Raw genomic sequence first — 26,447 nt, forward strand, 5'->3', positions numbered from 1 at the left:
GGGTCAGCGTGTCAGCCGTGGCAGCAGCGGCGAGTCCGGCAGCTTGCTGACCTTGATCCGCGACTGTTCGCCGCCGCGCTCGATCAGCACGCCGTCGGCCTCGACGGCGGCCAGGCGCACCCCCTGGGTCAGTTGCTCGCCGGCCAGGAAGCTGCGCGGCGGACCGTCGTTCAGGCTCAGGATCGCCACCGCGCCACGGGCGCCGGCCATGACCCCGGACACCTTGATATCCACCTGCACCGGCTGGTTGGCAAACCACTGCAAGGCCGGGTTGTCGGAGCGCGCGGCGAGCACCTGGGGCGCCACTGCCGGGGGTTGGGATTGCGCCGGGGTCAGCAGCAGCGACGACCAGGTGGCAACACCGGCCAGGGCCGCCAGCAACGCCGCGTATTGCAGCAACCGGGGGGCGTCAAGGCGCGACGGAAATGACATGGCACGTAGCATCGGCGGGACCTCCTGTTTGTCCGTTGCCACAGCCTACAGCTCAATTCTCACGGTTTTATTTCACTGCGCGATCATCTGCGTCGGGCGCGCCAGTCCCCTCGCCAAGGAGCACAAGGTGCGACACACAGGCAAGCAACAGGGCTTCACCCTGATCGAACTGATGGTGGTGCTGGTGATCATCGGCATCGCCAGCGCCGCCGTGGGCTTGAGCATCCGCCCCGATCCGCTGCAGACCCTGCGCAAGGACGCCGAGGGCCTGGCCCAGTTGCTGCAAGTGGCCCAGGCCGAAGCCCGGGCCGACGGCCGGCCGATCACCTGGCGGGCCACGGCCAAGGGCTATAGCTTCAGCCGCCGCGAAGACGAGGGCAGCGGCATCGACGACTTTCGCCACGACCGGCAACTGCGGCCACGGCAGTGGCAAAGCCCGACGCTGCAGGTGCATATCGAGCCCAGGCAGCGCCTGGTACTGAACGCCGAATGGATCAACCCGCCGCTGCAGGTGGTGCTGTCCGACGGCCAGAACAGCTTGCGGGTAGAACGCAGCGCCAGCGGCCAGTTGCGGGTGGTGAGCCAGCCATGACGACACAACGCGGCTTTACCCTGATCGAGGTGATGGTGGCGATCATGCTCATGGCGCTGGTCAGCCTGATTGCCTGGCGCGGCCTGGACAGCGTCACCCGGGCCGACAGCCATCTGCGGGCCAGTACCGAACAGACCGAGGAGCTGCTGCGCAGCCTCAATCAGCTGGAGCGCGACGTGGCCTTGCGGGCCGCTTCCCAGTTGCGCGAACCAAGCCTGGGAGAGACCGACGAGGCCGAACCCGACAGCCCCGCCCCGCTGAGCGTGCGCAGTTCCGACAGCAAGGGCTTTCGCCTGGAAGTGATCCGCAGCGCCCCCGCCCCGGGGGTTGGCTTGCAACGCGTGCGCTGGTGGCTCAAGGGCGACACCCTGTACCGCGCCGAGGCCGAGGTTCGGGACCGCTATCCCTTGCCGGCACCCAAGAACGGAGTGGCCGTGCTTGGCCGGGTCAGCGACTTGCAGGTACGGGTCTGGAACCCTGACAAAGGCTGGCGTCAACTCAGTGGCAATCGCCAGGACAATCCCCCGGGCCTGGAGATCCGCCTGGTGCGGCAAACGCCCCAGGGCGAAGAGCGCTACCGGCAAGTGCTAGGGCCCTTGCTCTAACACGCTGCGAACGGCTGCGTGGGTGACGCTGCGAGTTCGAAACGCTGAGGGTTCGACGCAAGATCGCCAGGCAAGGTCCTGCGGGCCTTTTCGCAGCCTCGCCAAGGGCTCGGCAGCGGCTACAGGTCAGTGCCGAATCAGGTTTGTGTAGCCGCTGCCGCAGGCTGCGAACGGCTTGGGCGGCATTGCGACGCAGGAGACGCAGGGATATCGCGGGGTGTCAGCTGAGCAGTACCACGCCACCGGGCAGCTCGGTGCATTTGGCGCCATAGGCGTCGCGAATCAGCAAGGCCACGCCCGCCAACTGGTTGAGGTTGAAGCGCGCCTGGACCTTGCGCTGGCCCAACTCGGCATTGAGCAGCACCAGCATCCCCGGACGATAGCGGTTGATCTCGCTGATCACGGTGTTGAGGCTGGCGTTGTCGAACACCAGCACCTGCTCGCGCCAGGCGATCACGCTGCGGGGGTCCACGGCGATCGGCTCGCCCACCGCCCTGGCGTCGTAGGTCAGTTGCCGGCCGCTGTCCAGGCGAATGCTGCGCCCCGCCACTGCCACTTGCAGGCTGCCTTCGATGCAGGTCACGCACACCTGATGATCGGTGTTGCGCAAATTGAAGCGCGCCTGGCGCGCACTCAGCCAACCATCACCGGCCTGGACCTTGAGCGGCTGGGTGCTGTGGCTGAAAACTTCCACCTCGCCCTCCAGCAGCTCGATGCCCTGCTCGCCCGCGCCGGGGTCGCGGCGGCTGATGCGGGTCTGGGTATTGAGCTCCAGGCTCACGCCCTCGGCCAGGTCCACCCGCCGCTGCTCACCGACGTCGGTGGCGAAATCCGCGGTCAGCCCGGCAAAGCCGCCCGGGACAGTGAACCGCACCATGAACAGCGCCGCCGACGCCGCAATCGCGCCACCCAGAAACGCCCGACGCCCCAAGTGCCGAGGCCGGGACTGTTGCTCCAGCTGCTGGGCTGCCGGTTGCAGGCAGTGCCACAGGGCCTTGGTGTGCTCGAAGGCGGCCGCGTGCTGCGGGCTTTGTGCGCACCATTGGCGCAGCGCCCGGGCGTCGGCCACGGTGGCCCGACCCGAAGTCAGGAGGACCAGCCAGTCCTGGGCTTCCCTCAACAGTTGCGGGTCCGCCGAGGCCTGGGGGGGGCAGATGCTAAAAATGTTCAAGCGCGCAGGTACTCACGGATTGATCAGGGACTCTTTGTCTAGGACAGTTTTCCGGCCCCGGGACCGAACCGCTGAATGACTTTTCTTTCAAGGCGCAAGGCGCAATGGCCCAGGGCAGCCTTGATTTCTTTCTCCACCATCCGTGTGGAAATGCCGAAACGCTGGGAAATTTCCAGGTGCGGCGCCTCTTCCAGGCGCGCGGCGATAAAGATCTTGCGCCGCCGCGCCGGCAGTTCGTAGAGGGCTTTGAGCAGGGTCTGGATTTCTTTCTGGCCGCCCACCACCCGCGACGGGTCCTGGGTGTCATCGGCGATGTGCAGCAGTTCCTCGACCTCGTCGCCGGTCAGCAGCCGGGCGTCGGACTGGCGGCGGTCGGCGGCAATGTTCAGGGCCATGCGATAGAGGTAGGCATTGGGTTGCAGCAGGTTGGGCGGCTCTTCCATGCGGTCGACCCGCAGGTAGGTTTCATGCAGGACGTCGTTGGCCAGGTCCTCGGAGCCCAGGCGCCTGCGCAAGCGCACCCGAAAGTCCTCGTAGGACGTCAGGAACAGCCTGACCATCGCACTCTGTGCGGTATTTTTCATACCCCGGAAGCTCCTTCCCATTCCCTGCAGTCCATGCGTTTCCCTGTTGTGTCCGGTATCAAGAGTAAGGTCAGCGGCTGGCGCAGCGAGCTGGGCGCCTGGCGCTGAACCCGGGTGTCCGCCAGGCGCTGCACCAAGGCTTCATCGCGCTGCAGATCGCCGGTGGAGCTCACCAGGCGGCTGTGCTGCACCCGGCCATCGGCGCCGATCCACAGTTGCAACAAAGCGCGAAAGCGGCCCGGACGGGTCAACGCCGAACCACACAGACTGTGTTCCACCGCCTGTTGCACGGCACTGGCATAACTGCTGTTGAGCCGCGCCGCCCGGCTGCTTCCCGCACCCGGTAGCGGCGTGGCCGGCGTGGCCTGTGGCACCTGCAGGGTGAAGGCATCGCTGCGGGCATAACGGGCCATCAGGCCACTGCCCGCCAGCAGGCGACTCAAGCCCTCCTGAGCGCTGTAGCGGCCCTTGACCCCCACCGACCGCCGCCCCCGGGTCAACTCCCGATCCACCAGCACCGCCATTCCTGTGGCGCGACTGAACAACTCCAGGGCATCCACCAGGTTCTGCGCCGGAATCTCCAGCGTCAGCAAGGCCTGGGAATCCACCCGGGGCGGTCCCTCGACAGCGGGCTGGCCCCAGCCCTGCGGCATCGGCGCCAGCAGCACGAACCCCAGCACACAGGTCGCCAAGCCCCCGTGCAATGAAGTCCATCGCCCGACCTGCGCGCTGCGTCGCTGCACTGCAGTCCAATCCCTAAAAGCGTCATCCTGAGGCCAGTTTATGAATCTGGTGTTACGGCCACGGCAAAAAAACCATCACTTTTTCAGTCATCGGTTTGCACTACACTCGGCCGGCATCGAGGCCCGCTTTCCCGGGCCTGCCAGGAGGCCAGGATGAATCGTTCAAGCCAATACGCCGCCACCTTGTTGCTGCTGTGCGCCCTGCCCTGGACGCTGCAGGCCGAGGAGGCCCGCGAGGGTTGCGTGGAAGTCAGCGTCGGCGGCTACAAGGCCCCCGACTACAACTGCCTGAGCAAACAGATGGGCAACGACCCGGACGCCGTCAAGGCGGCCCAGGCCAATCAACAGGCCATGGAGGACCCGGTGCACAAGCGCCCGCCGAACCAGGTCGGGCTCTCGACACCGGCCGCCACCAGCGTGCGCATGGGTAATACCTTCGGCACTTCGGTCAAGCCGCAACGGCCCTGAGGGCCAGCTCCTCGGGCCTGAAGCGGCCACTGCCGGGACTGCGCCCCTATACCGGCCGTTAACCTCGGCCGCGCTAGATTGCTGCACCCAAAAACCGGTGCCAGCAACCTGCCACGCCGCCATTCGTGCACGCGTTCGAGTGCTGGCCACCATACCGTCGGCTTTTTTTGTGTGTTGTGAACATGGAAAGCGTTCAAAAACAAATCTGGCAACGACCCGGCCTGAGTATTTTCCTGGTGGCCCTCGTGCTGTTCATGGGCCTGCAATACAAACCGGCCGTCCTCAACTACACCACGCGCTTCGTCGACTTCGCCGAGTACATGCTGCAGCACGGCATGACGCTGTTCCCCATCGCCGACGATCTGCAGCCGTATCCCGACTACACCGTTGTCAACACGCTGCTGGTCTACCTGGCGTCGCTACCCTTCGGCCAGCTGTCCGTGCTGTCGATGGGCCTGCCCTTGTGCATTGCCGCGTCGCTGATGCTGGTGTTCATCTACAAACTGGGGGCCCTGCATGAGCAGAAATGGGGCGTCTGCGGCGTGCTCTTTGCGCTGTTCACCTGGGCGTTCCTGGACAGCGTCAACTCCCTGGCCCTGGACATCTACCCCGCCCTGATCACCGCGGGCTGCTTCTACCTGGCCTACACCGCCGATCTCAAGCAACAGCGCGCACGCCTGGCGCTGGTATTGCTTGGGCTGATCCTGGGCTTTGCCCTGCGCGGACCGATCGGCATGATCGGCCCGGCACTGGTGGTCGGCACCTATTACCTGCTGAGCCGGCAGTGGCGGACCCTGGTCGGGTTCTCGCTGCTGAGCGGCCTGCTGTTCGCCGCCGGGGTCGCCCTGCTGGCCTGGGCCGCCCACGTGCAGGGCGGTGACGCCTTCATGCAGCAAGTGCTGGAGATGCAGGGCCTGGGCCGGATCGCCAGCAATCACTCGCCACGCTATTACTTCTACTTCAGCGTCGGGCTGATCACCTACAGCTTCACCGCGTTCTACGCCCTGTGCGTCATGGTCAGAAGCGCCAGGCAGGGGTTCAGCGCGCCACCGCCGTCGGCACCGCGCCTGCTGCTGTACCTGGGCGCCTGGTTCTTGGTGCTGATCCTGTTCTTCAGCATTCCCAACTCGAAGAAGGCGCGTTACATCGTGTCCATCACCCCGGCCATTTCCCTGCTGGCGGCCTATATATTCGTCGACCCCAACGGCCTGTTCAGCGCCACCCGCAAACGCCTGCTGCGCCTGTGCCTGAACCTGCCGGCCAGCGGCGCGGTCCTGGCGCTGCTGGTGCTGGGCTACAACGCGTTTGCCGCCCAGCCCTTGCAGCCCAACTTCGCCGGTGTGTTCGCAAGCTTTGTCCTGCTCAGCGGCGTGCGCTACTGGATCGGCCGGCAATACGCCGAGCATCGGCATTACGAGGTGATCGTCCTGGCGTTCGGCGTGGCGGCGTTTCTCTTGCTCGATGGGTTCTTTTTCAACGCCATCACCTATCACCTGGAACTGGCCAATGAGCCAACGCCCAAATTCCTGCCTTACTGGTTCTGGTAAGCCCGGGACACTGGGCGGCGGGCAATCCGGGGCGCTGCTTGCAACGCGTGTGCAAGATTTGGTAACACTCCCGCTGGCCAGCGGCCATGAAACCGAACTGGCACAGTGCTGTCACATCGCAATCGGTAACGGCAGCGGTCGTCCGGCGGCGCCCGGCCCAGGTGGCGGGCGCCGCGCATCACTGCCACAGGTTACCGGCCTGGGCCTGCCGCCCATGCGCCAGGCCATACTCCATCAAGGCTGAAAGAGCGAACCATGAAGCAAAACATCCTCCTCGTATCCGTCTGTGCCGCCCTGCTCCAGGCCTGCACCCCGGCGTCCACTCCCCCTGAAGGATCCTCTTCCATGCCCGCCAGCACTGCCTCCGTCAGCGCCCAACCCGCACTGGCCGCCTACTACTGGCAACTGGTCTCGGCCAGCGACGCGGCGGGCAAACCCGTTGCCGCCCTGGACAAGGGCATCGAGCGCCAGCTGCGCCTGACCTTCACCGGGCAGAACCTCAACATCAGCGGCGGCTGCAACCGCCAGTTCGGCGGTTTCCAGTCTGAAAACGGCGTGCTCAAGGTCCAGCCCCTGGCCTCGACCATGATGGCCTGCGACCCCAGCCTGATGACCCTGGATACCGAAGTCGGCCGCCTGTTCAAGGGCGACCTGCGCACCACCTTCGGCGGCGACGAATCGACTCCGACCCTGCAACTGACCACCCAGGACGGCACCCAGCTCAAGTTCGTAGGCCAGCCCACCCCCGAGACCCGCTACGGCAGCCAGGGCCAGACGCGCTTCCTGGAAGTGGCGGCCCAGACCGTCAAATGCAGCCACCCGCTGATCCCCGACTTCCAGTGCCTGCAAGTGCGTGAGCGCCGCTACGATGCCGCCGGCCTGCAACTGCCAACCCAGGACGCCTGGCATCCGCTGTACCAGTCCATCGAGGGTTACGAGCACCAGGACGGCGTGCGCAACGTGCTGCGGGTCAAGCAATACGAATGGAAGAACCCGCCTGCCGACGCCCCGTCCACGGTCTACGTGCTGGACATGGTGGTCGAGCAGGACGCCTCGGCCAAGACCCGCTAAGCCTTACCCGACAACCGCCTGCCGGCACCGACGCCAGGCAATAAAAAAGCCCCGTATCTTGCGATACGGGGCTTTTTTTGTTCAGGGCGGGGTCAGGCCGTTACAGCACCGACTGACCGCTCATGGCCAGGTCCAGCAGTTCCCGGTTGGCCACGGCATACATGGCGTAGTCGGTGCCGCTGGCGGCACGGATTTCCACCATCATGGCGCGCCAGCGATCAGCCATGCTCGCGTTCTGCTCCAGCCACAGGGCCACGCGGGCTTCCATGTCGTCCGGCGCATCGGCCATCTGCAGCACCTTGATGGTGATCGCCCGTTGCTGCCAGTCCACGTCATCGCGGAAGGCTTCACGGGCCTGGGCCTGCCAGTTGTTGCCCACCGGCAGATCGCTGATCTGCTGCAGGTACCACGGCAAGTCCAGGGCGCTGCCCACGGCGAAGTAGGCCTTGGCCACATCGGCCGCGCTCTGACCGGTCACGTCGGCCGCCTCGATGATCGGCAGCAGGGTGTACAGGTGAGTAGTGCCTGCAACCATGCGCGCCAGCAACTCCGGTACGCCGGCTTCGACATAGGCCTGGTAACGGTTCTGCCAGCCTTCGCGGGTCGGGCCTTCCAGCAGTTCGTCGAGCTTGAGGCCCAGCGCCGCCAGGTGCGGACCGAAGTGCGCGACATCGCGCGCGGCATCCTGCTCGTTGCGCCGGCTGCGCAGGAACCAGCGGGTGGCCCGACGGCCCAGACGCATCAGTTCATCCATCAGCTCCAGTTGCACCTGGGCCGAGACCTGGTGATCCAGGGCTTCGATCTGACGGAACCAGTGCGGCAGGTGGAAGATGTCCCGCACGATCACATAGGCACCGGCGACGTTCGCCGGGCTCATGCCGGTGGACTCCTTCAGGCGCTGCACGAAGGTGATGCCCATGTGGTTGACCAGGTCGTTGGCGATCTGAGTACTGACGATCTCGCGCTTCAGACGATGGCGACGCATGGCCTCGGAGAACTTGGCCACCAGGCTCGGCGGGAACGCGGTCTCCATGTCACGGGTCAGGTAGTCGTCATCCGGCACCAGGGACTTGAGCAAGGCTTCCTTGAGGTCGATCTTGCTGTAGGAAATCAGCACCGACAGCTCCGGACGGGTCAGGCCCTTGCCGGTCGCGGCGCGCTCGGTGAGCTGCTCCTCGGTCGGCAGGTACTCGATGGCGCGATCCAGCTTGCCGCGGCCTTCCAGGTCGCTCATTAGGCGCTTGTACTCGGCAGCACGCTCGTAGGCACGGCGCGCGGCCAGGGACAGGGCCTGGGTCTGCTTGTAGTTGTTGCCCAACACCAGGCCGCCGACTTCGTCGGTCATGCTGGCCAGCAGCTGGTTGCGCTGCTTGTCAGTCATGTCGCCGGCCTGCACCACTTCGTTGAGCAGGATCTTGATGTTCACTTCGTGGTCGGAGCAGTCCACGCCACCGGCGTTGTCGATGAAGTCGGTGTTGGAACCGCCGCCATTGAGGCCGAACTCCACACGACCCAGCTGGGTCATGCCCAGGTTGCCGCCCTCGCCCACCACTTTGCAGCGCAGCTCGTTGCCGTTGACGCGCAGGGCGTCGTTGGCCTTGTCGCCGACGTCAGCGTGGCTCTCGGTGCTGGCCTTGACGTAGGTGCCGATACCGCCGTTCCACAACAGGTCCACCGGCGCCTTGAGCAAGGCGTTGAGCAGCTCGGTCGGGGTCAGCTTGTCGGCCTGGATGTCGAAGCGTTCTTTCATCTGCGGCGAGATGGCGATGCTCTTCGCGCTGCGCGAGAAGATGCCGCCGCCTTCGGACATGATGCTGGTGTCGTAGTCGGTCCAGGCCGAACGCGGCAGCTCGAACATGCGCTTGCGCTCGACGAAGCTGGTGGCCGGGTCCGGGTTCGGGTCGATGAAGATGTGCAGGTGGTTGAACGCCGCCACCAGTTGCAGCTTGTCGGACATCAACAGGCCGTTGCCGAACACGTCGCCGGCCATGTCGCCGATGCCGACCACGGTGATGCTGTCTTCCTGGACATTGATGCCGCGCTCGCGGAAGTGGCGCTGCACGCCGACCCACGCGCCCTTGGCGGTGATGCCCATCTTCTTGTGGTCGTAGCCGGCGGAACCGCCGGAGGCGAAGGCGTCGCCGAGCCAGAAGCCGTAGTCGATGGCAATGCCGTTGGCGATGTCGGAGAAGGTCGCAGTGCCCTTGTCCGCCGCCACCACCAGGTACGGGTCATCGTCGTCATGCCGCACCACGTTGGCCGGTGGCACCAGGGCGCCGTCTTTCAGGTTGTCGGTGATGTCCAGCAAGCCGGAAATGAAGATGCGGTAGCAGGCGATGCCCTCGGCCGCGATCTCGTCCCGGCTGCCGCCCAGTGGCAGGCGACGGGGCAGGAAGCCGCCCTTGGCGCCCACCGGCACGATCACCGAGTTCTTCACTTGCTGGGCTTTTACCAGGCCCAGGACTTCGGTACGGAAGTCTTCTTCACGGTCGGACCAGCGCAGACCGCCGCGCGCCACGTTGCCGAAGCGCAGGTGCACGCCTTCAACCCGTGGCGAGTAGACGAAGATTTCGAACTTGGGCACCGGCTTGGGCAGCTCGGGGATCAGGTGCGGGTTGAACTTGAAGCTGAAGTAGGACTTGTTCTGGCCGTTGGCGTCGGTCTGGTAGAAGTTGGTCCGCAGGGTGGCCTTGATCAGGTCCAGGTAGCGTCGCAGGATGCGGTCTTCGTTGAGCACCTGAACGTCGTCCAGGGCAGTGAGGATCGCTTGTTCCAGACGCTGCTGCTTGTCTTCCAGGTCTTCACTGGTGAGCTTGCGCGCCAGGTAGAAACGGGTCTTGAACAACCGGGTCAACTCGCGGGCGATGTCGGTGTGGTTGTTCAGGGTGCTGGCGATGTAGCCCAGGTCGAAGCCCAGACGGATCTGCTTCAGGTAGCGGGCGTAGGCACGCAGCAGCGCCACGTCGCGCCATGGCAGGCCGGCAGTCAGCACCAGGCGGTTGAAGGCGTCGTTCTCGGCATCGCCACGGACGATGTGGACGAAGGCGTCCTGCAGCGTGTCGTTGAGCTGCTGGATGTCCAGGTCCAGGCCTTCGGCGGCGGTGAAGGCGAAGTCGTGGATCCAGTACTCGCGGCCGTTGTTGTGGCGCAGGCGGTACGGGAACTCACCCAGCACGCGCAGGCCGAGGTTTTCCAGGATCGGCAGCACGTCGGACAGCGCCAGCGGGGTGTCGGCGTGGTACAGCTTGCAATGCAGCTCGCGCTGGCCGGAGACCTGGCCCAGGGGCTGGTAGAAGCTCATCACCAGCGGGTTGGCTTCGGTCAGGCTCAGCAGGTGCTGCATGTCCACCACCGCCGAGTGCGCGGCGAAACGCTCGCGGTAGCCGGCCGGGAAGCCTTTGGGGAAATCCGCCAGCACGTTGGTGCCGTGGGCTTCGCCGAAGCTTTCCACCACCAGGCTGGCGTAGTCGTCCTGCCAGCTGCGGCAGGCCTGCACCACTTCTTTTTCCAGCAGCAGCGGGTCGATGTCGATGCGTTGTTTCGGGTCCACTCGCAGGATCAGCTGCACGCGGGCCAGCACCGACTCGGAGAAGAAGGTCCAGAACTCGCAGTCAGTGGCTTGCAGGCGATCCATCAGCACTTGCTGGATCTTCTGCCGCACTTCGGTGGAATAGATGTCGCGCGGCACATAGGCCAGGCAGTAGGCGAAACGGCCGTAAGGGTCCTTGCGCAGGAACACGCGGATCTTGTTGCGTTCCTGGATCTGCACGATGGACATCACGGTGCTGAACAGCTCGTCCACCGGGGTCTGGAACAGATCGTCCCGTGGCAGCACTTCCAGGACCTGGGCCAGTTCCTTGCCCAGGTGCGCCTTGGCCTGGAAGCCCGAGCGCTGCTCGATGACTTCGACCTTGCGGCGGATGTAGGGAATCACTCGCACGCTTTCGCCGTACACCGAGGAGGTGTAGAGGCCCATGAAGCGGCATTCCTTGATCACCTTGCCGTCGGCGTCGATCTGGCGGATCGAGACGAAGTCCGGGTAGGCCGGACGGTGCACGCGGCTGGGGTGCGCGGCCTTGGCGAACGACAGCGGCGTCGGTTCGCGCAGGTAGTTGACGGCGTAGTCTTCGATGCGCAGGTCATCGCTGGTGAGGCCGGCGCGCAGCAGCTTGGCCAGGCCGAGGAAGGAGCTTGGGTCATAGTCGATATGCCCGCCTTCCTGATCGGTGCCGACTACGAATTCTTCGTAGCCGAGGAAGGTGAAGTGGTTGCCCACCAGCCATTCCAGGAAGCTCTTGATCTCGGTCTTTTCATCGGCAGCGATGGCGAACTGGCTGTTGTCGATGCTTTCGATCAGTTCCTGGACCTTGGCCTTCATCGGCTCGAAGTCGGCCACGGCGACGCGCACTTCACCCAGTACCTGCTCCAGCTCCTTGCCCAGCACGCTGAGTTCGGCGGCGTTGGCGCAGCGGTCGATCTCCAGGTACATCAGCGACTCTTGCTGCACGCCCTCGCCCTGGGTGCCCTTGGGCAGGATTTCTTGCAGCTCGCCCTTGCTGCCGCGACGTACGCTGAGCACGGTGGTCTGCAGGGTGTGGATGCTGTAGCCGCGACGGTTGAGCTCGGTACGGACCGAGTCCACCAAAAACGGCAGGTCGTGGTGCAGGACTTCCACCGCGGTGTGGGTCGACTGCCAGCCATGACGTTCGTAATCGGGGTTGTAGACGCGCACTTGCGGTTGCGCGTGATCGAAGCGCTCAAGCAGACGCCAGGCAGAAAGGGTGCAGCCCGCCAGGTCGGACATGCGACGCTGGGTGAGTTCGTCCAGGGAAATGATGCCGAAGAATTGTTCAGCGAACAGCGCCACTTGTGGCAGTGCCTGTTCACTGATGTGCTGGGCCAGTGCCGCTTGCAGTTGGTGCTGGAAGTCGGCCTTGCTGGCTGCGGTGAAGAACGCCATCTGTGGTACTCCGCTTGGGCTTGTTATTGATGGTAGCGTCGCGTGCAAACCCCTTGCGGGGCGGTGGTGCATCCTGCTCCTGGTCTCGGGCAGAGGTTGCAGGATGCCAGGTGGGTGAAGCTGGACGAGACGCACAGGTCACATTCACCTTCCCGGGATGGGCATCTGCAAAAACGACTGGCGCTTTCAGAGCGCGCAATGCCTTTACAGGTGACCATCGCAAATCAGACGCAACCTATTGCACTTGAGAACAAATTGTCCGCTGCGCAGCTTAACGAGTGGAACGCGACAGCTGCTTGCGATGCTGCGACATATTCGGTCAACGGCACGCAACTGGCGGACGGTGCCCTGAACAACACTAGCAGGCGACGGAGAAAAACCAGGGTTTTTCCCCGGTTTCGCGGTACTTGCGTACCAGAAGTGACGCTGCAGGTGATGACTGTTCACGACCTGTTCTCTGACAGACAAGCCAGCAGAAATTCCCTCGGGCTGGCAGAATTGTTTCTTTTTGCCCTGTCCGGCCGCTGCCGGCCCCCGCCCCAGGAATGCCCCCATGCTCATGACCACTGCCCACCTGATCGCCAACCCTTGCGACGACGAAGAAGACAACATGGCCATGCTCTGCTGCCACAGCAGCCAGGGCGAGATGTTCCTGATGAGCCGCTACCCGGACGAGGACGAATTGGAGATCACCCTCGACGGCGAGCCCTCGACCCTCGATGGCGTCAAGGTCACCCTGAGCCCGACCACCCTGCTGATCGAAATCGCCGCGGCCGACGCCGACGCCCTGAACGGTTCCGACCACCTGGAAATCCGCCACAGCACCGCCGCCTCGGACCTGGCCGAAGTGGAACTGACCCTGCAGAACATCCTCAAGGGCACCGGCACCTACATCAGCCAACTGCCCTGAGCCGCCGTCGAACCTGCGGCGCCCTCAAGATCCCCGCGTCTCCTGCGGAGCCGTTCGCAGCCTGCAGCAGCGGCTACAACAGCCGCACGATCCTGGCAACGCCTGTAGCCGCTGCCGAGCCTGTGGCGAGGCTGCGAAAAGGTCCGCAGGACCTTGCCTGACGGCCTCCCGCCAAACCTCGGCGGCCCTCCAGATCCCCGCGTCTCCTGCGGAGCCGTTCGCAGCCTGCGGCAGCGGCTACAACAGCCCCACATCCTGGCAACGCCTGTAGCCGCTGCCGAGCCTATGGCGAGGCTGCGAAAAGGTCCGCAGGACCTTGCCTGGCGATCTCCCGCCAAACCTCGGCGGCCCTCCAGATCCCCGCGTCTCCTGCGGAGCCGTGCGCAGCCTGCGGCAGCGGCTACAGGAACCGCCCGCGGGAATCGGTGGGTGGCGGTGTTTTTTTTCGACTAATTGGCTAAATCAGGTTTTCCCCGTTAGTCGCCGACCCCCGCTATGGATTAAAGTATCGCCCCCAGCCCCGACGTTAGTTCAACGCCCGGGGCGCACCCTCTCCAGGAACAGTCACCGATGGAACATCGTGAAGCGCTATTGGCGCTGCGAACCTTTCTTTCAACGCAGATTCTCGGCCAGGAAAAACTCATCGAGCGCTTGCTCATCGCCCTGCTCGCCGACGGCCACATGCTGGTCGAAGGCGCTCCAGGACTGGCCAAGACCAAGGCCATCAAAGAGTTGGCCGAAGGCATTGAAGCGCAATTCCATCGGATTCAGTTCACCCCCGACCTGCTGCCCGCCGACATCACCGGCACCGAGATCTATCGCCCGGAAACCGGCAGCTTCGTGTTCCAGCAAGGCCCGATCTTCCACAACCTGGTGCTGGCGGACGAAATCAACCGCGCCCCGGCCAAGGTCCAATCGGCGCTGCTGGAGGCCATGGCCGAGCGTCAGGTCAGTGTCGGGCGTAGCACCTATGAACTGTCGCCCCTGTTCCTGGTGATGGCGACCCAGAACCCCATCGAGCAGGAAGGCACCTATCCCCTGCCCGAAGCCCAGCTCGACCGCTTCCTGATGCACGTCAAGATCGGCTTCCCGGACGCCGCCGTGGAGCGCCGCATTCTCCAGCAGGCCCGCGGCGAAGCCTTGAATGGCGAAACCAAGCCCGAGCGTCGGGTCAGCCAGCAGGCGATCTTCGCCGCGCGCAAGGAAATCCTCGGCCTGTACATGGCCGACGCGGTGGAGGAATACCTGGTGCAACTGGTGATGGCCACCCGCACCCCGGCCAAGTTCGACCCGGAAATGGCCGAGTGGATCGCCTACGGCGCCAGCCCCCGCGGCTCCATTGCCCTGGACCGCTGCGCCCGGGCCCACGCCTGGCTCGCCGGCCGCGATTTCGTCAGCCCGGAAGACATCCAGGCGGTGCTGTTCGACGTGCTGCGCCACCGCATCATTCTGTCCTTCGAGGCTGAAGCGGCAGGCATCGACCAGGACCGTGTGGTACAGCGCATCCTCGACGTCGTTGCCGTCGCCTGATCTCCATGACTCAAGCCATCGCCGAACCCGGCATTCGCATCACCCTCGGCGAGCTGATCGAGATGCGCCATCGCGTGCGCGAGGTGCAGCTGTTCTCCACCCCCAGCCAGCGCAGCCCGCTGATCGGCTTGCATCACTCCAAGCTGCGCGGACGCGGTGTGGACTTCGATCAGGTGCGGGTCTATCAGGCCGGCGACGACGTGCGCACCATCGACTGGCGGGTCACCGCCCGTACCCAGGAACCCCACACCAAGCTGTTCCACGAGGAGCGCGAGCGGCCGATCTTCATCATGGTCGAGCAGAGCCGCCAGCTGTTCTTCGGTTCCGGGCTGATGTTCAAGTCGGTGCTCGCCGCCCAGGCCGCGAGCCTGATCGGCTGGGCCGCCCTGGGTCATAACGACCGGGTCGGCGGCCTGGTCTACGGCGACGACGAGCACTACGAGATCAAACCGCGACGCAGCAAGCAGAGCCTGTTGCAACTGCTCAACCGCCTAGTGCGGGTCAACCAGTCGCTGCATAGCGAAGCCCAGCCCCAGCGTGATGCCCTGGGCACCGCGCTGCTGCGCGGCCGTGAAGTGCTGCGCCCGGGCAGCCTGGTGATCGTGATCTGCGACGAGCGCGCCCTGAGCGACGCCGCCGAGCAGCAACTGAGCCTGCTGTCACGGCACTGCGACCTGCTGCTGATGCCGCTGTCCGATCCCCTGGACCATGCCCTGCCCGCCGCCGGCCTGTTGCGCTTTGCCGAGCGCGGCGCGCAGTTGGAACTGGACACCCTGAACTACGAACTGCGCCAGGCCTACCGGGCCCAGAGCGAAGCGCGGATCGCCCGCTGGGAACGCCTGGCGCAAAAACTGCGGGTGCTGCTGATGCCCCTGAGCACCCAGAGCGAAATGGTCGAGCAGTTGCGCGAGTACCTCAATCCGCAGCGTCCGGGAGCCGGCCGATGAGCAGCCTGGAACAACTGCAACCGCTGCTGCTGCCGCCCGATATCGGCCTGTGGCCGCCAGCACCAGGCTGGTGGCTGCTGGCGCTGCTACTGCCGGTGCTCGGCTTCGCGGCCTGGCGTTGGCGTCATCTGTGGCCACGCAAAGCCGCGCGCGCGCGCAGCGAACAGCCCCTGGACCCGGTGCGCCTGGCCGCCCTGGCGGAACTGGCGCTGTTGCCCAAGCCTTATGACGGCGCCCCCGCCGGCGCCTGGCTGCAGGCCCTCAACGCCCTGCTCAAGCGCCTGTGCCGCAACCACTATCCCTACAGCCAGAGCCACACCCTCAATGGCCGCAAGTGGCTGGCGTTTCTCGACAACCGCTGCCCGGCCGCCGGCCTGACCCGCTGGATGGTGCTGGTGGAAGGCGCCTACAAACCCGAGTGCAAGCTCGACGACAAAGCCATCGCCGGCCTGACCCAGGCGGTGGACACCTGGATTCGCAAGCATGTTTGAGTTCGCCTGGCCGTGGATCTTCGCCCTGCTGCCGCTGCCCTGGCTGCTGCGCCTGGTGCTGCCGGTGGCCGACAGCGGCGAGCCGGCGCTGAAGGTGAGCTTCCTCAGTGACCTGGAGGGCCTGTCCAAGCGCCGGGCCCGGGCCCACCTGCCGGCCTGGCGCCAGCAGGCCCGCTTCATCCTGCTCTGGGTCCTGTTGCTGTTGGCCGCGGCACGCCCGCAATGGCTGGGGGAACCGCTGCCGGTGGCCGCCAGCGGCCGCGACCTGCTGGTGGCGGTGGACGTCTCCGGTTCCATGGACTTTCCCGACATGCAATGGCAGGACGAAGACGTCAGCCGCCTGAGCCTGGTCAAGCACCTGCTGGGAGACTTTCTCGAACACCGCGAAGGCGACCGGGTCGGCCTGATCCTGTTCGGCAGCAAGGCCTACCTGCAAGCGCCCCTGACCTTCGACCGGCGCACGGTGCGGATCTGGCTGGATGAAGCGAAGATCGGCATCGCCGGCAAGAACACCGCCATTGGCGACGCCATCGGCCTGGCCCTCAAACGCCTGCGCCAGCGCCCGGCGCAGAGCCGGGTGCTGATCCTGGTCACCGACGGCGCCAATAACGGCGGCGAAATCCCGCCCATTACCGCTGCACGCCTGGCCGCCGAGGAAGGGGTGAAAATCTACCCCATCGGCATCGGGGCCGACCCGGACCAGGGCGCGACCCTCGGCCTGCTGGGGCTCAACCCGAGCCTGGACCTGGACGAGCCGGCCCTCAAGGAACTGGCCGAAGTCACCGGCGGGCGCTACTTCCGTGCCCGTGACGGTCAGGAGCTGCAAGCCATCAAGGACACCCTCGACCAACTGGAGCCGGTGGCCCAGCAACCGACCCAGGCCCGCCCGGCCCAGGCCCTGTACCACTGGCCGCTGGCCACGGCGCTGCTGCTCAGCGTGCTGCTGGTGCTGCGCGAGCGCTGGCCGCACAACCCGCTGCAGCGCTTCTTCACCGAGTCGAACTTCCTGCTGCCTGCCCATGACTGGCGCCAGCGGCTCAAGCGCCTGCGCTTGCGGAGGCGTCGATGATCAGTCTCTGGCCTCACTGGTTCCGGCCCGGATGGTTGCTGGTGCTGCCACTGCTGGCGCTGCTGCTGTGGAAGCTCTGGCACCGGCAGAAGCGCGCCGGACGCTGGCAGATGATCCTGCCACCGGCCTTTCACGCTGCCCTGCTCAGCGGCGGCAACGGCCGCGAGAGCAAACTGCCCTGGGTGGCCCTGGGCCTGGCCTGGCTGCTGGCGGTACTGGCCCTGCTCGGCCCGAGCTGGCAGCGGGTGGAACAGACCAGCCAGAAACCCGCCGACCCGCTGGTGGTGCTGCTGGAGCTGACCCCGCAAATGCTCGCCAACGATGTGCCGCCCAATCGCCTGGAACAGGCCCGGCACAAACTGCTGGACCTGCTGCAATTGCGCAGCGACGCCCAGACCGCGATCGTGGTCTACGCCGGCAGCGCCCACACCCTGGTGCCGCTGTCCGATGATCTGGCCACCAGCCGCAACCTGCTGGACGCCCTCAAGCCATCGATCATGCCCCAGGCCGGGCAGCGCGCCGACCTGGCCCTGCTCAAGGCCCTCAAGCTGCTGGACCAGGGCGCCCTGGGCCAGGGCCGGGTGTTGCTGATGGCCTCCTCCCTCAGCGAACAGGAACGCCAGGGCATCCGCCAGGCGCTTGACGGTGAAACACCGCAATTGCTGATGCTCGGCCTCGGCAGCCGCGACGGTGCCCCGGTGACCCTGGAAGACGGCAGCTACCTCAAGGACGACCTGGGGGCGATCCTGGTATCGCGCCTGGACAGCCCGGACCTCAAGCAGTTCATTGGCGAGGTGGGCGGCCGTTACCGTCAGGCGCGCCTGGACGACAGCGACCTCAAGGGCCTGGGTCTGACGGGCGGGCCGCAAGGCGTGCGCAGCGACGGCCAGACCCTGCGCCTGGACACCTGGGCCGACCAGGGCTATTGGCTGCTGCTGCCCCTGTTGCTGCTGGCGGCCTGCGCCGGACGCCGGGGCTGGCTGTTCTGCCTGCCGCTGCTGCTACTGGCCGCGCCGCAACCCAGCTACGCCTTCGACTTCAACGACCTGTGGCTGCGCCCCGACCAGCAAGGCCAGCGCCTGCTGCAACAGCAGCGCCCGGCCGAGGCTGCACGACACTTCCAGGACCCGCAATGGCAAGGCGTGGCCTTGTACGAGGCCGGCAACTACAATGCCGCCGCCGAGCGTTTTGCCGAAGGCAACGACGCCCGCGCCCACTACAATCGCGGCAATGCCCTGGCGCGCAGTGGTGAGCTGGAAGCCGCCATCGACGCCTACGAACAGGCCCTGGAACGCCAGCCCGAGCTGCAGCCGGCGCTACACAACAAGGCCCTGGTGGAAAGCCTGTTGCAACAGCAGCAAGCCACCCCGCCAACACCGCCGCAGCAGCCGGAAAACCCCGACAGCGACGACAGCAACACCCCCGGACCCAGCGCGACGGCCACCCCGCCGAGCACCGCCAGCGCCCCGCCGGACAACCCCGGACAGCCTGCGGCCAACGAGGGCCAGGCCACAGCGCCCGACCCGCAGCGCAACGGCTACAGTGAAGTGCCCGGCAGTGAGCTGGACGACCAGCACACCACCACGCCCCTGCGTCCGGCCCAGGACAGCCTGGACGCCGAACACCAGCAGGCACTGGAGCAATGGCTGCGCAAGATCCCGGACGACCCGGGGGAACTGCTGAGGCGTAAATTCTGGTACGAACAGCAACAACATCAGGATCAGGGAAAACTTCGATGACCCGCTGCACCGCCCTTCTGCTCGCCCTCGCGCTCTGGACCTCGGCGTCCCAGGCTGCCGGGCTGCTCGCCAGCCTGGACCGCAACCAGGTGAACTCCGGCGAGACTGTCGAGCTGACCCTGGAGTCCACCGACGTCACCCAGTTCGGCAAGCCCGACCTGACGTCCCTGGACAGCCAGTTCGAAGTGCGCGGTACGCGCCAGGTCAACCAGCTCAACAGCCTTGGCGACAGCCACGCCAGCACCCGCTGGATCGTCACCTTGCTGCCGCGCCACACCGGCACCCTGGAGATCGCCCCGCTGCAACTGGGCAACCTGCAGAGCCAGGCCCTGACCCTGCAAGTCAACGCCAGCCCGGTGCAGGATCAGGACAGCCGCCTGGAACCGGTGTTCATCCACGCCGAACTCGATCAGCCCAAGGTCTATGTCCAGGCCCAGGCCCTGCTGACCCTGCACATCTACCATTCGGTGCCGCTGTTCGACGACAGCAGCCTGAGCCCGTTGCAACTGAGCGATGCCCGGATCGAGCAACTGGGAGAGCCGCGCACCTACGAAAAACTCATCAATGGCGTGCGCCATGGCGTGATCGAGATGCGTTACGCCGTCTATCCCCAGCGCAGCGGCGAACTGCTGATCCCGGCGCTGACCTTCACCGCCACCCCGGCCAACCCGGGCACAGGCACAGAAGAGCCCACGTCCCAGGCACCCAAGCCCGGCAAGCTGATCCACGTCAGCTCCGCCGAACTGAGCCTGCAAGTGCTGGCCAAACCTGCCGCCTACCCCGCCGATGCCCCCTGGCTGCCCGCCCGCAGCCTGAGCCTGAGTGAAAGCTGGAGCCCGGAGCCCGATCACCCGCAGGTCGGCGACTCCCTGACTCGCAGCCTGACCCTGAGCGCCGAGGGCTTGTCCAGCGCCCAACTGCCACCGCTGCCCCAGGCCGAGATCAATGGCCTGCGCAGCTACCCGGATCAGCCGCAACTGAGCAACCAGCACATCGAGCACGGCCTGCTGGGGATTCGCGAAGAGCGCCAGGCCCTGGTGCCGACCCGCACCGGCGACCTCGAACTGCCGGCCCTGGAGATCACTTGGTGGAACACCCTGGAAGACCGCTTGGAACAGACCAGCCTGCCGGCGCGAACCCTGCAAGTGGCGAACAACCCCAGCCTGGTGGTGGACACCCCAGCCGGCACGCCCCAGGCCAGTGTCGATAACAGCGACCTGTGGCTGTGGCAGCTGAGCACCCTGCTGCTGGCCTGCACCACCCTGCTGGGCTTTGGCCTGTGGTGGCGCGCGCGATCGCAACCGGCGGTGCTGCGGGCGGCCCAGACCGGCCCCAGCCCACGTTCGCTGCTGGACGACCTCAAGCGCGCCTGCCAGGCCAACGACCCACAGACCACCCGCCAGGCCCTGGATGCCTGGGCGCGCCAGCAACCGGAAACCCTGGCCGACATGGCCGCGCGTTTCATCCCCCTGTCCGATGCCCTGGACGGCCTCAACGGCGCCCTCTACAGCGAGACCGGCCAATATTGGCAAGGTGAGGAACTCTGGCGAGCGATCCGCGCCATCCCCATCAACGAGCGAGTGCAGGACCCGGTGGCGGACACCACCAGCCTGCCGCCGCTGTACCCCAAGTAACAGCAGCCGTGCAGCCCCCTGCCGCCTAGGAGCCGGCTTGCCGGCGAAGAGGCCCGTAAGTCATGCCGCGCCTGGGCGGGCCCTTTCGCTGGCAAGCCAGCTCCTACAGCCACCTCCCTGGAGCCAAGCCGCTGGGCCAATCGCGCCTGCATTTGCCGCAGCGTCGGGCATAAACACGCGTTTGCCAGTAAACTCTCGACCCTTTCGCCGCGGTCATCTTCTGTGCGGCCAGCCTTTTTCATGCGGAGTTTGCCTTGCGTCTGTTTCACACCTCCGACTGGCACCTGGGCCAGAACCTCCACGGCCAGGAGCGCGACTTCGAACATGCCTGCTTTCTGGAGTGGCTGTTGCGCCAGCTCAAGCACGAGCAACCGGACGTGCTGCTGATCGCCGGCGATATCTTCGATACCGTCAACCCGCCGGTCAAAGCCCAGGAACGCCTCTACGACTTCATCGTCAGCGCCCACGAGCAGCAGCCGGCCCTGACCATCGTGATGATCGCCGGCAACCACGATTCCGGTTCGCGTATCGAACTGCCCGCCCCCTTGATGCGCCGCCTGCGCACCCACGCCCTGGGCCGGGTGCTGTGGCTGGACGACGGCCAGCTGGACGCCGAGCGCCTGCTGCTGCCCCTGCCCGACGCCAGCGGCGCGATTGTCGGCTGGTGCCTGGCCCTGCCCTTCCTGCGTCCGGCGGAAGTCACCGGCCCGCAGCTGGGAGACGACTACCTCAAGGGCATCGCCCAGGTCCATGAATGGCTGATCGCCGCGGCCAATGCCAAGCGCAAGCCGGGCCAGGCCCTGATCGCCGTGAGCCACGCGCACATGGCCGGCGGCTCGGTGTCCGAAGACTCCGAGCGCAGCCTGATCATCGGCAATGCCGAGGCCCTGCCCGCCAGCCTGTTCGGCGCGGACATCAGCTACGTGGCCCTGGGGCACCTGCACAAGCCGCAGAAGGTCAATGGCGAGGAGCGCATCCGCTACAGCGGCTCGCCGATTCCCCTGTCGTTTTCCGAAATCGACTACCCGCACCAGATCCTCGATGTGCGCCTGGACGGCCAGACCCTGGTCAGCGTCGAACCGCGGCTGATTCCCCGGGCGGTCAACCTGCAACGCCTGGGCCCGGCGCCCCTGGGGCAGATCCTGACCCAGCTCGGCGAGCTGCCGGACATCGACCTCTTGGCCGAAGAACAGCGCCAGCCCTGGCTGGAAGTGCGGGTGCGCCTGGACGAACCGCAACCGGACCTGCGCCAGCAAGTGGAAAGCACCCTGCAAGGCAAGGCCGTGCGTCTGGTACGGATTGCCGCCGAATACGCCGGCAATGGCGGCCGCGATGGCGAGGACGAGACTGCCGAGCTGATCGAACTGGATCAACTGAGCCCCGAAGAACTGTTCCGCCGGGCCTGGCGCGACGCCTACGCCAACGAGGTGGACGACGCCACCCTCAAGGATTTCGCCCTGCTGTTGCAGGACGTTCAGCAAGAAGGTGAACAGCCATGAAGATCCTGGCCATCCGCCTGAAGAACCTGGCCTCCCTGGCCGGCCCGTTCGAAATCGATTTCACCGCCGAGCCCCTGGCCAGCGCTGGGCTGTTCGCCATTACCGGGCCCACCGGCGCCGGCAAAAGCACTCTGCTGGACGCCCTGTGCCTGGCGCTGTTCGGCGCGGTGCCGCGGCTGAACAAGATCGCCAAGGAAAACAAGGTTCCCGAGGTCGACAGCGATATCTCCACCGGCGACCCACGCACCCTACTGCGCCGTGGCACCGGCAGCGGGTTCGCCGAAGTGGACTTTGTCGGCATCGACCGGCGCCGCTACCGCGCCCGCTGGGAAGCCAACCGCGCCCGCGACAAGGCCAACGGCAAGCTGCAAGCCAGCCGGCAGAGCCTCACCGACCTGGACAGCAATCAATTGCTGGCCAGTAGCAAGCGCGACTACGAACAGCTGATCGAATCCAAGCTGGGCCTCAACTTCGAGCAATTCACCCGCGCGGTGATGCTGGCCCAGAGCGAGTTCAGCGCCTTTCTCAAGGCCGACGACAAGGAACGCAGCGAGCTGCTGGAAAAGCTCACCAACACCGCGATCTACAGCCAGCTGGGGCGCCGGGCCTACAGCAAGAGCAAAGAAGCCGACGAGGCCCACAAGGCGCTCCAGGCCCAGGCCAGCGGCATCGTCCCCCTGGACCCCGAGGCCCGGGCCGAACTTGACCAGCAGTTCAACGACGCCCAGCAACAGCTCAAGACCCAGCAACTCCAGCTCAAGCAACTGGAAGCCCAGCACAGCTGGCTCAAGGAATTGCGCCAATGGCAGGAGGCGCAGCAGGACGCCACCGAGCAGTTGCAACAGGCCGAGCAGGAGGCTCAGACCCTGGCTCCGGAGCGCCTGCGCCTGCAACGGCTGGAGCAACTGGCGCCGCAGCGTCACCAATTCCTGCGCCAGATCGAGCTGCGCCAAGCGCTGGAGCCCCTGCGCCAACAGATCGAGCAGCAGGCCGCGCAACAGGTTGAGCTGCAACAACGTCACCAACAGCTGCAACAGCAAGTGCTCGACGCCGACAGCGCCCTGACCCAGGCCCAGGGCCAGCACAGCGACAGCGTCCCGCTGCTGCGCGAAGCCTTTGCCGAACAGGGCAACCTGAGCCGTCTTGGCCAGAGCCTGAGCGACGCCGGCGAAACCCGTGACCGCGCGCAAAGCGTCAGCGCCCAAGGCCAGCAAAGCATTGCCGAACTGCTGCAGAAGCAGCGTCTGGTGGGTGAGCGCCTGGAGCGGATTGCCGGGCAGTTGGCGCACAGCGCCGCCCTCGCCCCCTTGAGCGAAGCCTGGACGCTCTACCGCGAACGCTTGCAGCAACTGATGCTGATCGGCAACCGCCTGAATCAGGGCCAAAGCGAACTGCCGGCCCTGGAACAGCGGGCCGGCAGCGCGGCTCAGCAACTGGCCGAACAACGTACCCACCTTGAATTGCTCTACAGCGAAGCCGGTGCCGAACCCCAGGCCGTGGCCGAGCAGATCCAATTGCTGGACGGCTTGCTCAAGGACAACCGCAAGCAACAACGGGCCACCGAAGAGCTGGCACGGCTCTGGGCCCAGCAACAGGAACTGGACCTGCGCGGCCGGGCCCTGCAAGACAAGCAACAAGCCGTGGCCGCCCAGCGTGAAGCACTGAACCAGGCCGGCCTGCAAGCCAAGGCCGAACTGAGCGTCGCCGAGCAGACCCTGAGCGTCACCCAGGCCTTGCTGGAGCGTCAGCGCCTGGCCCGCAGTGCCAGTGTCGAGGAACTGCGCGAGCAGTTGCAGGACGATCAGCCCTGCCCGGTGTGCGGCAGCGTCGAGCACCCCTATCACCAGCCCGAAGCCCTGCTGCAAAGCCTGGGGCGCCATGACGAAAGCGAAGAAGCCAACGCCCGTCAGGCGGTGGACAGGCTCAAGGAACAGCTCAACGAACTGCGGGCCCAGGTCCAGGGCCTGATCGCCCAGCAGAAGGAATTCCTCCAGCAACAGGAACAGCTGGCCAGCCAGCAACAGGCGCTGGCCCCCAGCCTGCAAGCCCACCCGCAGAGTGCCAGCCTGCTGGACCAGGACCCGGCTCGACGCGATGCCTGGCTACGCCAGCAACTGGAACAGTTGCAACAGAGCATCACCCAGGATGAGAGCCGCCTGGATGCCTTGCTGACCTTGCAAAAGGACGCCACGCGGCTCCAGCAGCAGTTGCAGCAAGCACAAGACGCCAGCCAGCAGGCAGCCCAGCAACTGCACAAGCAGCAGGAGCAATTGGCCGCCGACCAGCAGCGTCTGGAGGAAGAACTGGCCAGCTTCAACAACCTGCTGCCGGCCGAGGTGCTCGAAGGCCTGCGCCGTGATCCGGCCAGCACCTTCATGCAACTGGACCAGCAGGTCCTGCAGCGCATCGAACAACTGCGCGAGCGCCAGGACGAAACCGAAGAACAACAGCAGCGCCAACTGCTGCTGGACAAGGAACAGGACCGCCAACTGACCCGCCAGCAGCAACTGAGCGACGCTCAGCAGCAGCTCGACGCCCTGAGCCAACAGCAGCAGGCCTGCCAGGACCGGCTGGCCGCCCTGCTGGGGTCGCACCCTAGCGCCGAACTCTGGCAGCAACAGCTCGATCAAGCCGTGGAACAGGCCCGCACCGCCCAGGCCAAGGCCCAGCACGAGCAGCACGAGCTGCAGCAGCAACTGATCCAACTGAGCGCCGAGCTCAAGGCCCGGCAAGAGCGTCTGCAAGCCCTGGACAGCGAACAGCAGCAACTGGCCGGCAGCATCGAGCAATGGCGCGCCCAGCACCCGGAACTGGATGACGCCGGCCTGCAACAGTTGCTGGAACTGGATGAGGACCAGATCCAGCAACTGCGCCAGCGCCTGCAGGCCAACGACAAGGCCATCGAACAAGCCAAGGTCCTGCTCCAGGAGCGTCAGCAGCGCCTGCAACAGCACCAGGCCCAGCACAACGGCAACCTGGAAGCCGGACAACTGCTCCAGGCCCTTGAACAGCTGCAGCAACAAGCCCTCGCCAGCGAGCAGCACGTAGCGGAACTGCGCGCCCGACAAAGCGAGGACCAGCGCCGCCAGGAAGCCAACCAGGCCCTGAGCCAGCGCATCAACGAGGCCTACAACCATTGGCAGCGCTGGGCCCGCCTGAATGCCCTGATCGGCTCGGCCACCGGCGACACCTTCCGCAAGATCGCCCAGGCCTACAACCTCGACCTGCTGGTGCACCACGCCAACGCCCAGTTGCGCCAACTGGTGCGGCGCTACCGCCTCAAGCGCGGCGGCAGCATGCTCGGCCTGCTGGTGCTGGACACCGAGATGGGCGACGAACTGCGCTCGGTGCACTCGCTGTCCGGCGGCGAGACCTTCCTGGTGTCCCTGGCCCTGGCCCTGGGGCTGGCGTCCATGGCGTCCAGCACCCTGAAGATCGAGTCGCTGTTTATCGACGAAGGCTTCGGCAGCCTCGACCCCGAGTCCCTGCAACTGGCCATGGACGCCCTCGACGGCCTGCAGGCCCAGGGACGCAAAGTGGCGGTGATCTCCCACGTGCAGGAAATGCACGAACGGATTCCGGTGCAGATCAAGGTCAGCCGCCAGGGCAATGGCCTGAGCACCCTGGAGGTGAAATGAGCAGCATGGACACGCCAGAGGCGACCCTCTACTCGTTCCGCCGCTGCCCCTATGCCATGCGTGCACGCCTGGCGCTGCGCTATGCCCGGATGCCGGTGCGGATCGTCGAGGTCAGCCTCAAGGCCAAGCCACCCGAGATGCTCGCGCTGTCGGCCAAGGGCACGGTGCCGGTGCTGGATCTGCAGGGGCGGGTGATCGATGAGAGCCTGGAGATCATGCACTGGGCGCTAGAGCAGCATGATCCGGACAACTGGCGGCTCATCGGCGCCCCCGAGGCCCAGACGCAGATGGCGGCCTTGATTGCCGAGAATGATCAGGTGTTCAAGGTGCACCTCAATCGCTACAAGTACGCCGAGCGTTATCCCGAAGCGCCCATGGAGCATTACCGGGCCCAGGGCGAGGTGTTTCTGGCGCAGTTGGATCGCCTGCTGCAGGAGCGACGCTATCTGCTGGCGGCGCACCCGAGCTTGGCGGACATGGCCCTGCTGCCGTTTGTTCGCCAGTTTGCTCATGTGGACCGGGAGTGGTTTGCGCAGACGCCTTATCGTGCGTTGCAGGGGTGGTTGCGGGGGTTTCTTGAATCGGAGTTGTTTGTGGGGGTCATGGCCAAGACTTTGGCGTGAGTTTTTGTTGTGGGGTTGGGTACATATCCGGGGCTGCGGGTGTGGCCTCTGGTGGTTTCGCTTTTACAGCGGGGTTGGGTACATATCCGTTCCTGCGGGTGCGGCGGCTTACGGTTCCGCTCTTACAGCGGCTCACTTTTGAAGAGCGCAAAAGTAAGCAAAACGCTCTGCCCCTCCACTCGGTGCCTCGCTTA

20 protein-coding genes are annotated in these 26,447 nt (G+C 65.7%); 15 read left to right on the forward strand and 5 right to left on the reverse strand.

Annotated elements, in window-relative coordinates; all coding sequences use genetic code 11:
• Positions 1-3: 3 nt before the first annotated feature.
• Complete coding sequence (locus tag WIN67_RS16950; protein ID WP_240322011.1) at positions 4-432, reverse strand: type II secretion system protein N; 429 nt, start codon at positions 430-432, stop codon at positions 4-6.
• Positions 433-559: 127 nt separating this feature from the next.
• On the opposite strand from WIN67_RS16950, the gene gspH reads away from it, so the two are divergent.
• On the forward strand, positions 560-1,024 hold the full coding sequence (gene gspH / locus WIN67_RS16955; RefSeq protein ID WP_259697720.1) for a type II secretion system minor pseudopilin GspH: 465 nt from the start codon (positions 560-562) through the stop codon (positions 1,022-1,024).
• Complete coding sequence (locus tag WIN67_RS16960; protein WP_110653686.1) at positions 1,021-1,629, forward strand: PulJ/GspJ family protein; 609 nt, start codon at positions 1,021-1,023, stop codon at positions 1,627-1,629. Before gspH ends, WIN67_RS16960 begins: the two co-directional genes overlap by 4 nt.
• Positions 1,630-1,849: 220 nt before the next feature.
• On the opposite strand, the gene WIN67_RS16965 is transcribed toward WIN67_RS16960, so the two are convergent.
• Genes WIN67_RS16965 through WIN67_RS16975 form a run of 3 tightly spaced genes read right to left on the reverse strand, consistent with a single transcriptional unit; the run spans position 1,850 to position 4,037 of the window.
• Positions 1,850-2,800, reverse strand: a complete 951-nt coding sequence (locus WIN67_RS16965) for a FecR family protein (RefSeq protein WP_339069441.1) — start codon at positions 2,798-2,800, stop codon at positions 1,850-1,852.
• Positions 2,801-2,838: 38 nt separating this feature from the next.
• A complete protein-coding gene (locus WIN67_RS16970) occupies positions 2,839-3,384 on the reverse strand; it encodes an RNA polymerase sigma factor (RefSeq protein ID WP_102879104.1) in 546 nt (181 codons plus the stop codon).
• Positions 3,381-4,037, reverse strand: a complete 657-nt coding sequence (locus WIN67_RS16975) for an STN domain-containing protein (RefSeq protein ID WP_102880043.1) — start codon at positions 4,035-4,037, stop codon at positions 3,381-3,383. Before WIN67_RS16975 ends, WIN67_RS16970 begins: the two co-directional genes overlap by 4 nt.
• A gap of 243 nt (positions 4,038-4,280) precedes the next feature.
• Between WIN67_RS16975 and WIN67_RS16980 the strand changes: the two genes are divergently transcribed.
• The 3 genes from WIN67_RS16980 to WIN67_RS16990 all read left to right on the forward strand — a co-directional run bounded on the left by WIN67_RS16980 (position 4,281) and on the right by WIN67_RS16990 (position 7,213).
• Positions 4,281-4,595 (forward strand): hypothetical protein, encoded by a 315-nt coding sequence (locus WIN67_RS16980; protein WP_102879103.1) that lies wholly within the window; start codon positions 4,281-4,283, stop codon positions 4,593-4,595.
• A gap of 182 nt (positions 4,596-4,777) precedes the next feature.
• Positions 4,778-6,142 (forward strand): hypothetical protein, encoded by a 1,365-nt coding sequence (locus tag WIN67_RS16985; protein ID WP_272755579.1) that lies wholly within the window; start codon positions 4,778-4,780, stop codon positions 6,140-6,142.
• A 345-nt stretch (positions 6,143-6,487) separates the two neighbouring features.
• Positions 6,488-7,213, forward strand: a complete 726-nt coding sequence (locus WIN67_RS16990; RefSeq protein WP_268562995.1) for an META and DUF4377 domain-containing protein — start codon at positions 6,488-6,490, stop codon at positions 7,211-7,213.
• Positions 7,214-7,313: 100 nt separating this feature from the next.
• Here the strand turns inward: WIN67_RS16990 and WIN67_RS16995 are convergent, their stop codons facing one another.
• Positions 7,314-12,173: an NAD-glutamate dehydrogenase gene (locus tag WIN67_RS16995; protein ID WP_110653682.1), complete on the reverse strand. Its 4,860-nt coding sequence runs from the start codon at positions 12,171-12,173 to the stop codon at positions 7,314-7,316.
• A 553-nt stretch (positions 12,174-12,726) separates the two neighbouring features.
• On the opposite strand from WIN67_RS16995, the gene WIN67_RS17000 reads away from it, so the two are divergent.
• The 10 genes from WIN67_RS17000 (at position 12,727) to WIN67_RS17045 (ending at position 26,253) form a co-directional block, all read left to right on the forward strand.
• On the forward strand, positions 12,727-13,083 hold the full coding sequence (locus WIN67_RS17000) for a hypothetical protein (RefSeq protein WP_102863321.1): 357 nt from the start codon (positions 12,727-12,729) through the stop codon (positions 13,081-13,083).
• Positions 13,084-13,653: 570 nt separating this feature from the next.
• Positions 13,654-14,613 carry an AAA family ATPase gene (locus WIN67_RS17005; RefSeq protein WP_003218556.1) on the forward strand — a complete coding sequence of 320 codons (960 nt, stop codon included), beginning with the start codon at positions 13,654-13,656 and terminating at the stop codon, positions 14,611-14,613.
• A 5-nt stretch (positions 14,614-14,618) separates the two neighbouring features.
• On the forward strand, positions 14,619-15,560 hold the full coding sequence (locus WIN67_RS17010) for a DUF58 domain-containing protein (protein ID WP_102863320.1): 942 nt from the start codon (positions 14,619-14,621) through the stop codon (positions 15,558-15,560).
• Positions 15,557-16,051, forward strand: a complete 495-nt coding sequence (locus WIN67_RS17015; protein ID WP_110597237.1) for a DUF4381 domain-containing protein — start codon at positions 15,557-15,559, stop codon at positions 16,049-16,051. The genes WIN67_RS17010 and WIN67_RS17015 overlap by 4 nt, the downstream gene beginning before the upstream one ends.
• Positions 16,044-17,120: a vWA domain-containing protein gene (locus tag WIN67_RS17020; RefSeq protein WP_102879098.1), complete on the forward strand. Its 1,077-nt coding sequence runs from the start codon at positions 16,044-16,046 to the stop codon at positions 17,118-17,120. Before WIN67_RS17015 ends, WIN67_RS17020 begins: the two co-directional genes overlap by 8 nt.
• Positions 17,117-18,859, forward strand: coding sequence for a VWA domain-containing protein (locus WIN67_RS17025; RefSeq protein ID WP_213665284.1), 1,743 nt, complete (start codon positions 17,117-17,119; stop codon positions 18,857-18,859). The genes WIN67_RS17020 and WIN67_RS17025 overlap by 4 nt, the downstream gene beginning before the upstream one ends.
• Positions 18,856-20,493 (forward strand): BatD family protein, encoded by a 1,638-nt coding sequence (locus tag WIN67_RS17030; protein ID WP_339069453.1) that lies wholly within the window; start codon positions 18,856-18,858, stop codon positions 20,491-20,493. The genes WIN67_RS17025 and WIN67_RS17030 overlap by 4 nt, the downstream gene beginning before the upstream one ends.
• Before the next feature lie 254 nt (positions 20,494-20,747).
• Positions 20,748-21,992, forward strand: a complete 1,245-nt coding sequence (locus tag WIN67_RS17035) for an exonuclease SbcCD subunit D C-terminal domain-containing protein (RefSeq protein ID WP_339069455.1) — start codon at positions 20,748-20,750, stop codon at positions 21,990-21,992.
• Positions 21,989-25,630: an AAA family ATPase gene (locus WIN67_RS17040; RefSeq protein ID WP_339069457.1), complete on the forward strand. Its 3,642-nt coding sequence runs from the start codon at positions 21,989-21,991 to the stop codon at positions 25,628-25,630. Before WIN67_RS17035 ends, WIN67_RS17040 begins: the two co-directional genes overlap by 4 nt.
• Entirely contained in the window at positions 25,627-26,253 is a 627-nt protein-coding gene (locus tag WIN67_RS17045; protein WP_339069459.1) for a glutathione S-transferase, read from the forward strand. The genes WIN67_RS17040 and WIN67_RS17045 overlap by 4 nt, the downstream gene beginning before the upstream one ends.
• Positions 26,254-26,447: the final 194 nt, after the last annotated feature.

Source organism: Pseudomonas idahonensis, assembly GCF_037903935.1.
In the GTDB taxonomy this organism is placed as follows: domain Bacteria; phylum Pseudomonadota; class Gammaproteobacteria; order Pseudomonadales; family Pseudomonadaceae; genus Aquipseudomonas; species Aquipseudomonas danubii.

Excerpts from the sequence above, each read along its gene's own strand:
- WIN67_RS16970 (WP_102879104.1), bottom strand. The coding sequence starts at position 3,384 with ATGAAAAATACCGCACAGAGTGCGATGGTCAGGCTGTTCCTGACGTCC.
- WIN67_RS16950 (WP_240322011.1), bottom strand. The coding sequence starts at position 432 with ATGTCATTTCCGTCGCGCCTTGACGCCCCCCGGTTGCTGCAATACGCG.
- WIN67_RS17015 (WP_110597237.1), top strand. The coding sequence starts at position 15,557 with ATGAGCAGCCTGGAACAACTGCAACCGCTGCTGCTGCCGCCCGATATC.
- WIN67_RS17045 (WP_339069459.1), top strand. The coding sequence starts at position 25,627 with ATGAGCAGCATGGACACGCCAGAGGCGACCCTCTACTCGTTCCGCCGC.
- WIN67_RS16980 (WP_102879103.1), top strand. The coding sequence starts at position 4,281 with ATGAATCGTTCAAGCCAATACGCCGCCACCTTGTTGCTGCTGTGCGCC.
- WIN67_RS17040 (WP_339069457.1), top strand. The coding sequence starts at position 21,989 with ATGAAGATCCTGGCCATCCGCCTGAAGAACCTGGCCTCCCTGGCCGGC.
- WIN67_RS16960 (WP_110653686.1), top strand. The coding sequence starts at position 1,021 with ATGACGACACAACGCGGCTTTACCCTGATCGAGGTGATGGTGGCGATC.
- WIN67_RS17030 (WP_339069453.1), top strand. The coding sequence starts at position 18,856 with ATGACCCGCTGCACCGCCCTTCTGCTCGCCCTCGCGCTCTGGACCTCG.
- WIN67_RS17025 (WP_213665284.1), top strand. The coding sequence starts at position 17,117 with ATGATCAGTCTCTGGCCTCACTGGTTCCGGCCCGGATGGTTGCTGGTG.
- WIN67_RS17010 (WP_102863320.1), top strand. The coding sequence starts at position 14,619 with ATGACTCAAGCCATCGCCGAACCCGGCATTCGCATCACCCTCGGCGAG.
- WIN67_RS16995 (WP_110653682.1), bottom strand. The coding sequence starts at position 12,173 with ATGGCGTTCTTCACCGCAGCCAGCAAGGCCGACTTCCAGCACCAACTG.
- WIN67_RS17000 (WP_102863321.1), top strand. The coding sequence starts at position 12,727 with ATGCTCATGACCACTGCCCACCTGATCGCCAACCCTTGCGACGACGAA.
- WIN67_RS17005 (WP_003218556.1), top strand. The coding sequence starts at position 13,654 with ATGGAACATCGTGAAGCGCTATTGGCGCTGCGAACCTTTCTTTCAACG.
- WIN67_RS16985 (WP_272755579.1), top strand. The coding sequence starts at position 4,778 with ATGGAAAGCGTTCAAAAACAAATCTGGCAACGACCCGGCCTGAGTATT.
- WIN67_RS16975 (WP_102880043.1), bottom strand. The coding sequence starts at position 4,037 with ATGCCGCAGGGCTGGGGCCAGCCCGCTGTCGAGGGACCGCCCCGGGTG.
- WIN67_RS16990 (WP_268562995.1), top strand. The coding sequence starts at position 6,488 with ATGCCCGCCAGCACTGCCTCCGTCAGCGCCCAACCCGCACTGGCCGCC.
- WIN67_RS17020 (WP_102879098.1), top strand. The coding sequence starts at position 16,044 with ATGTTTGAGTTCGCCTGGCCGTGGATCTTCGCCCTGCTGCCGCTGCCC.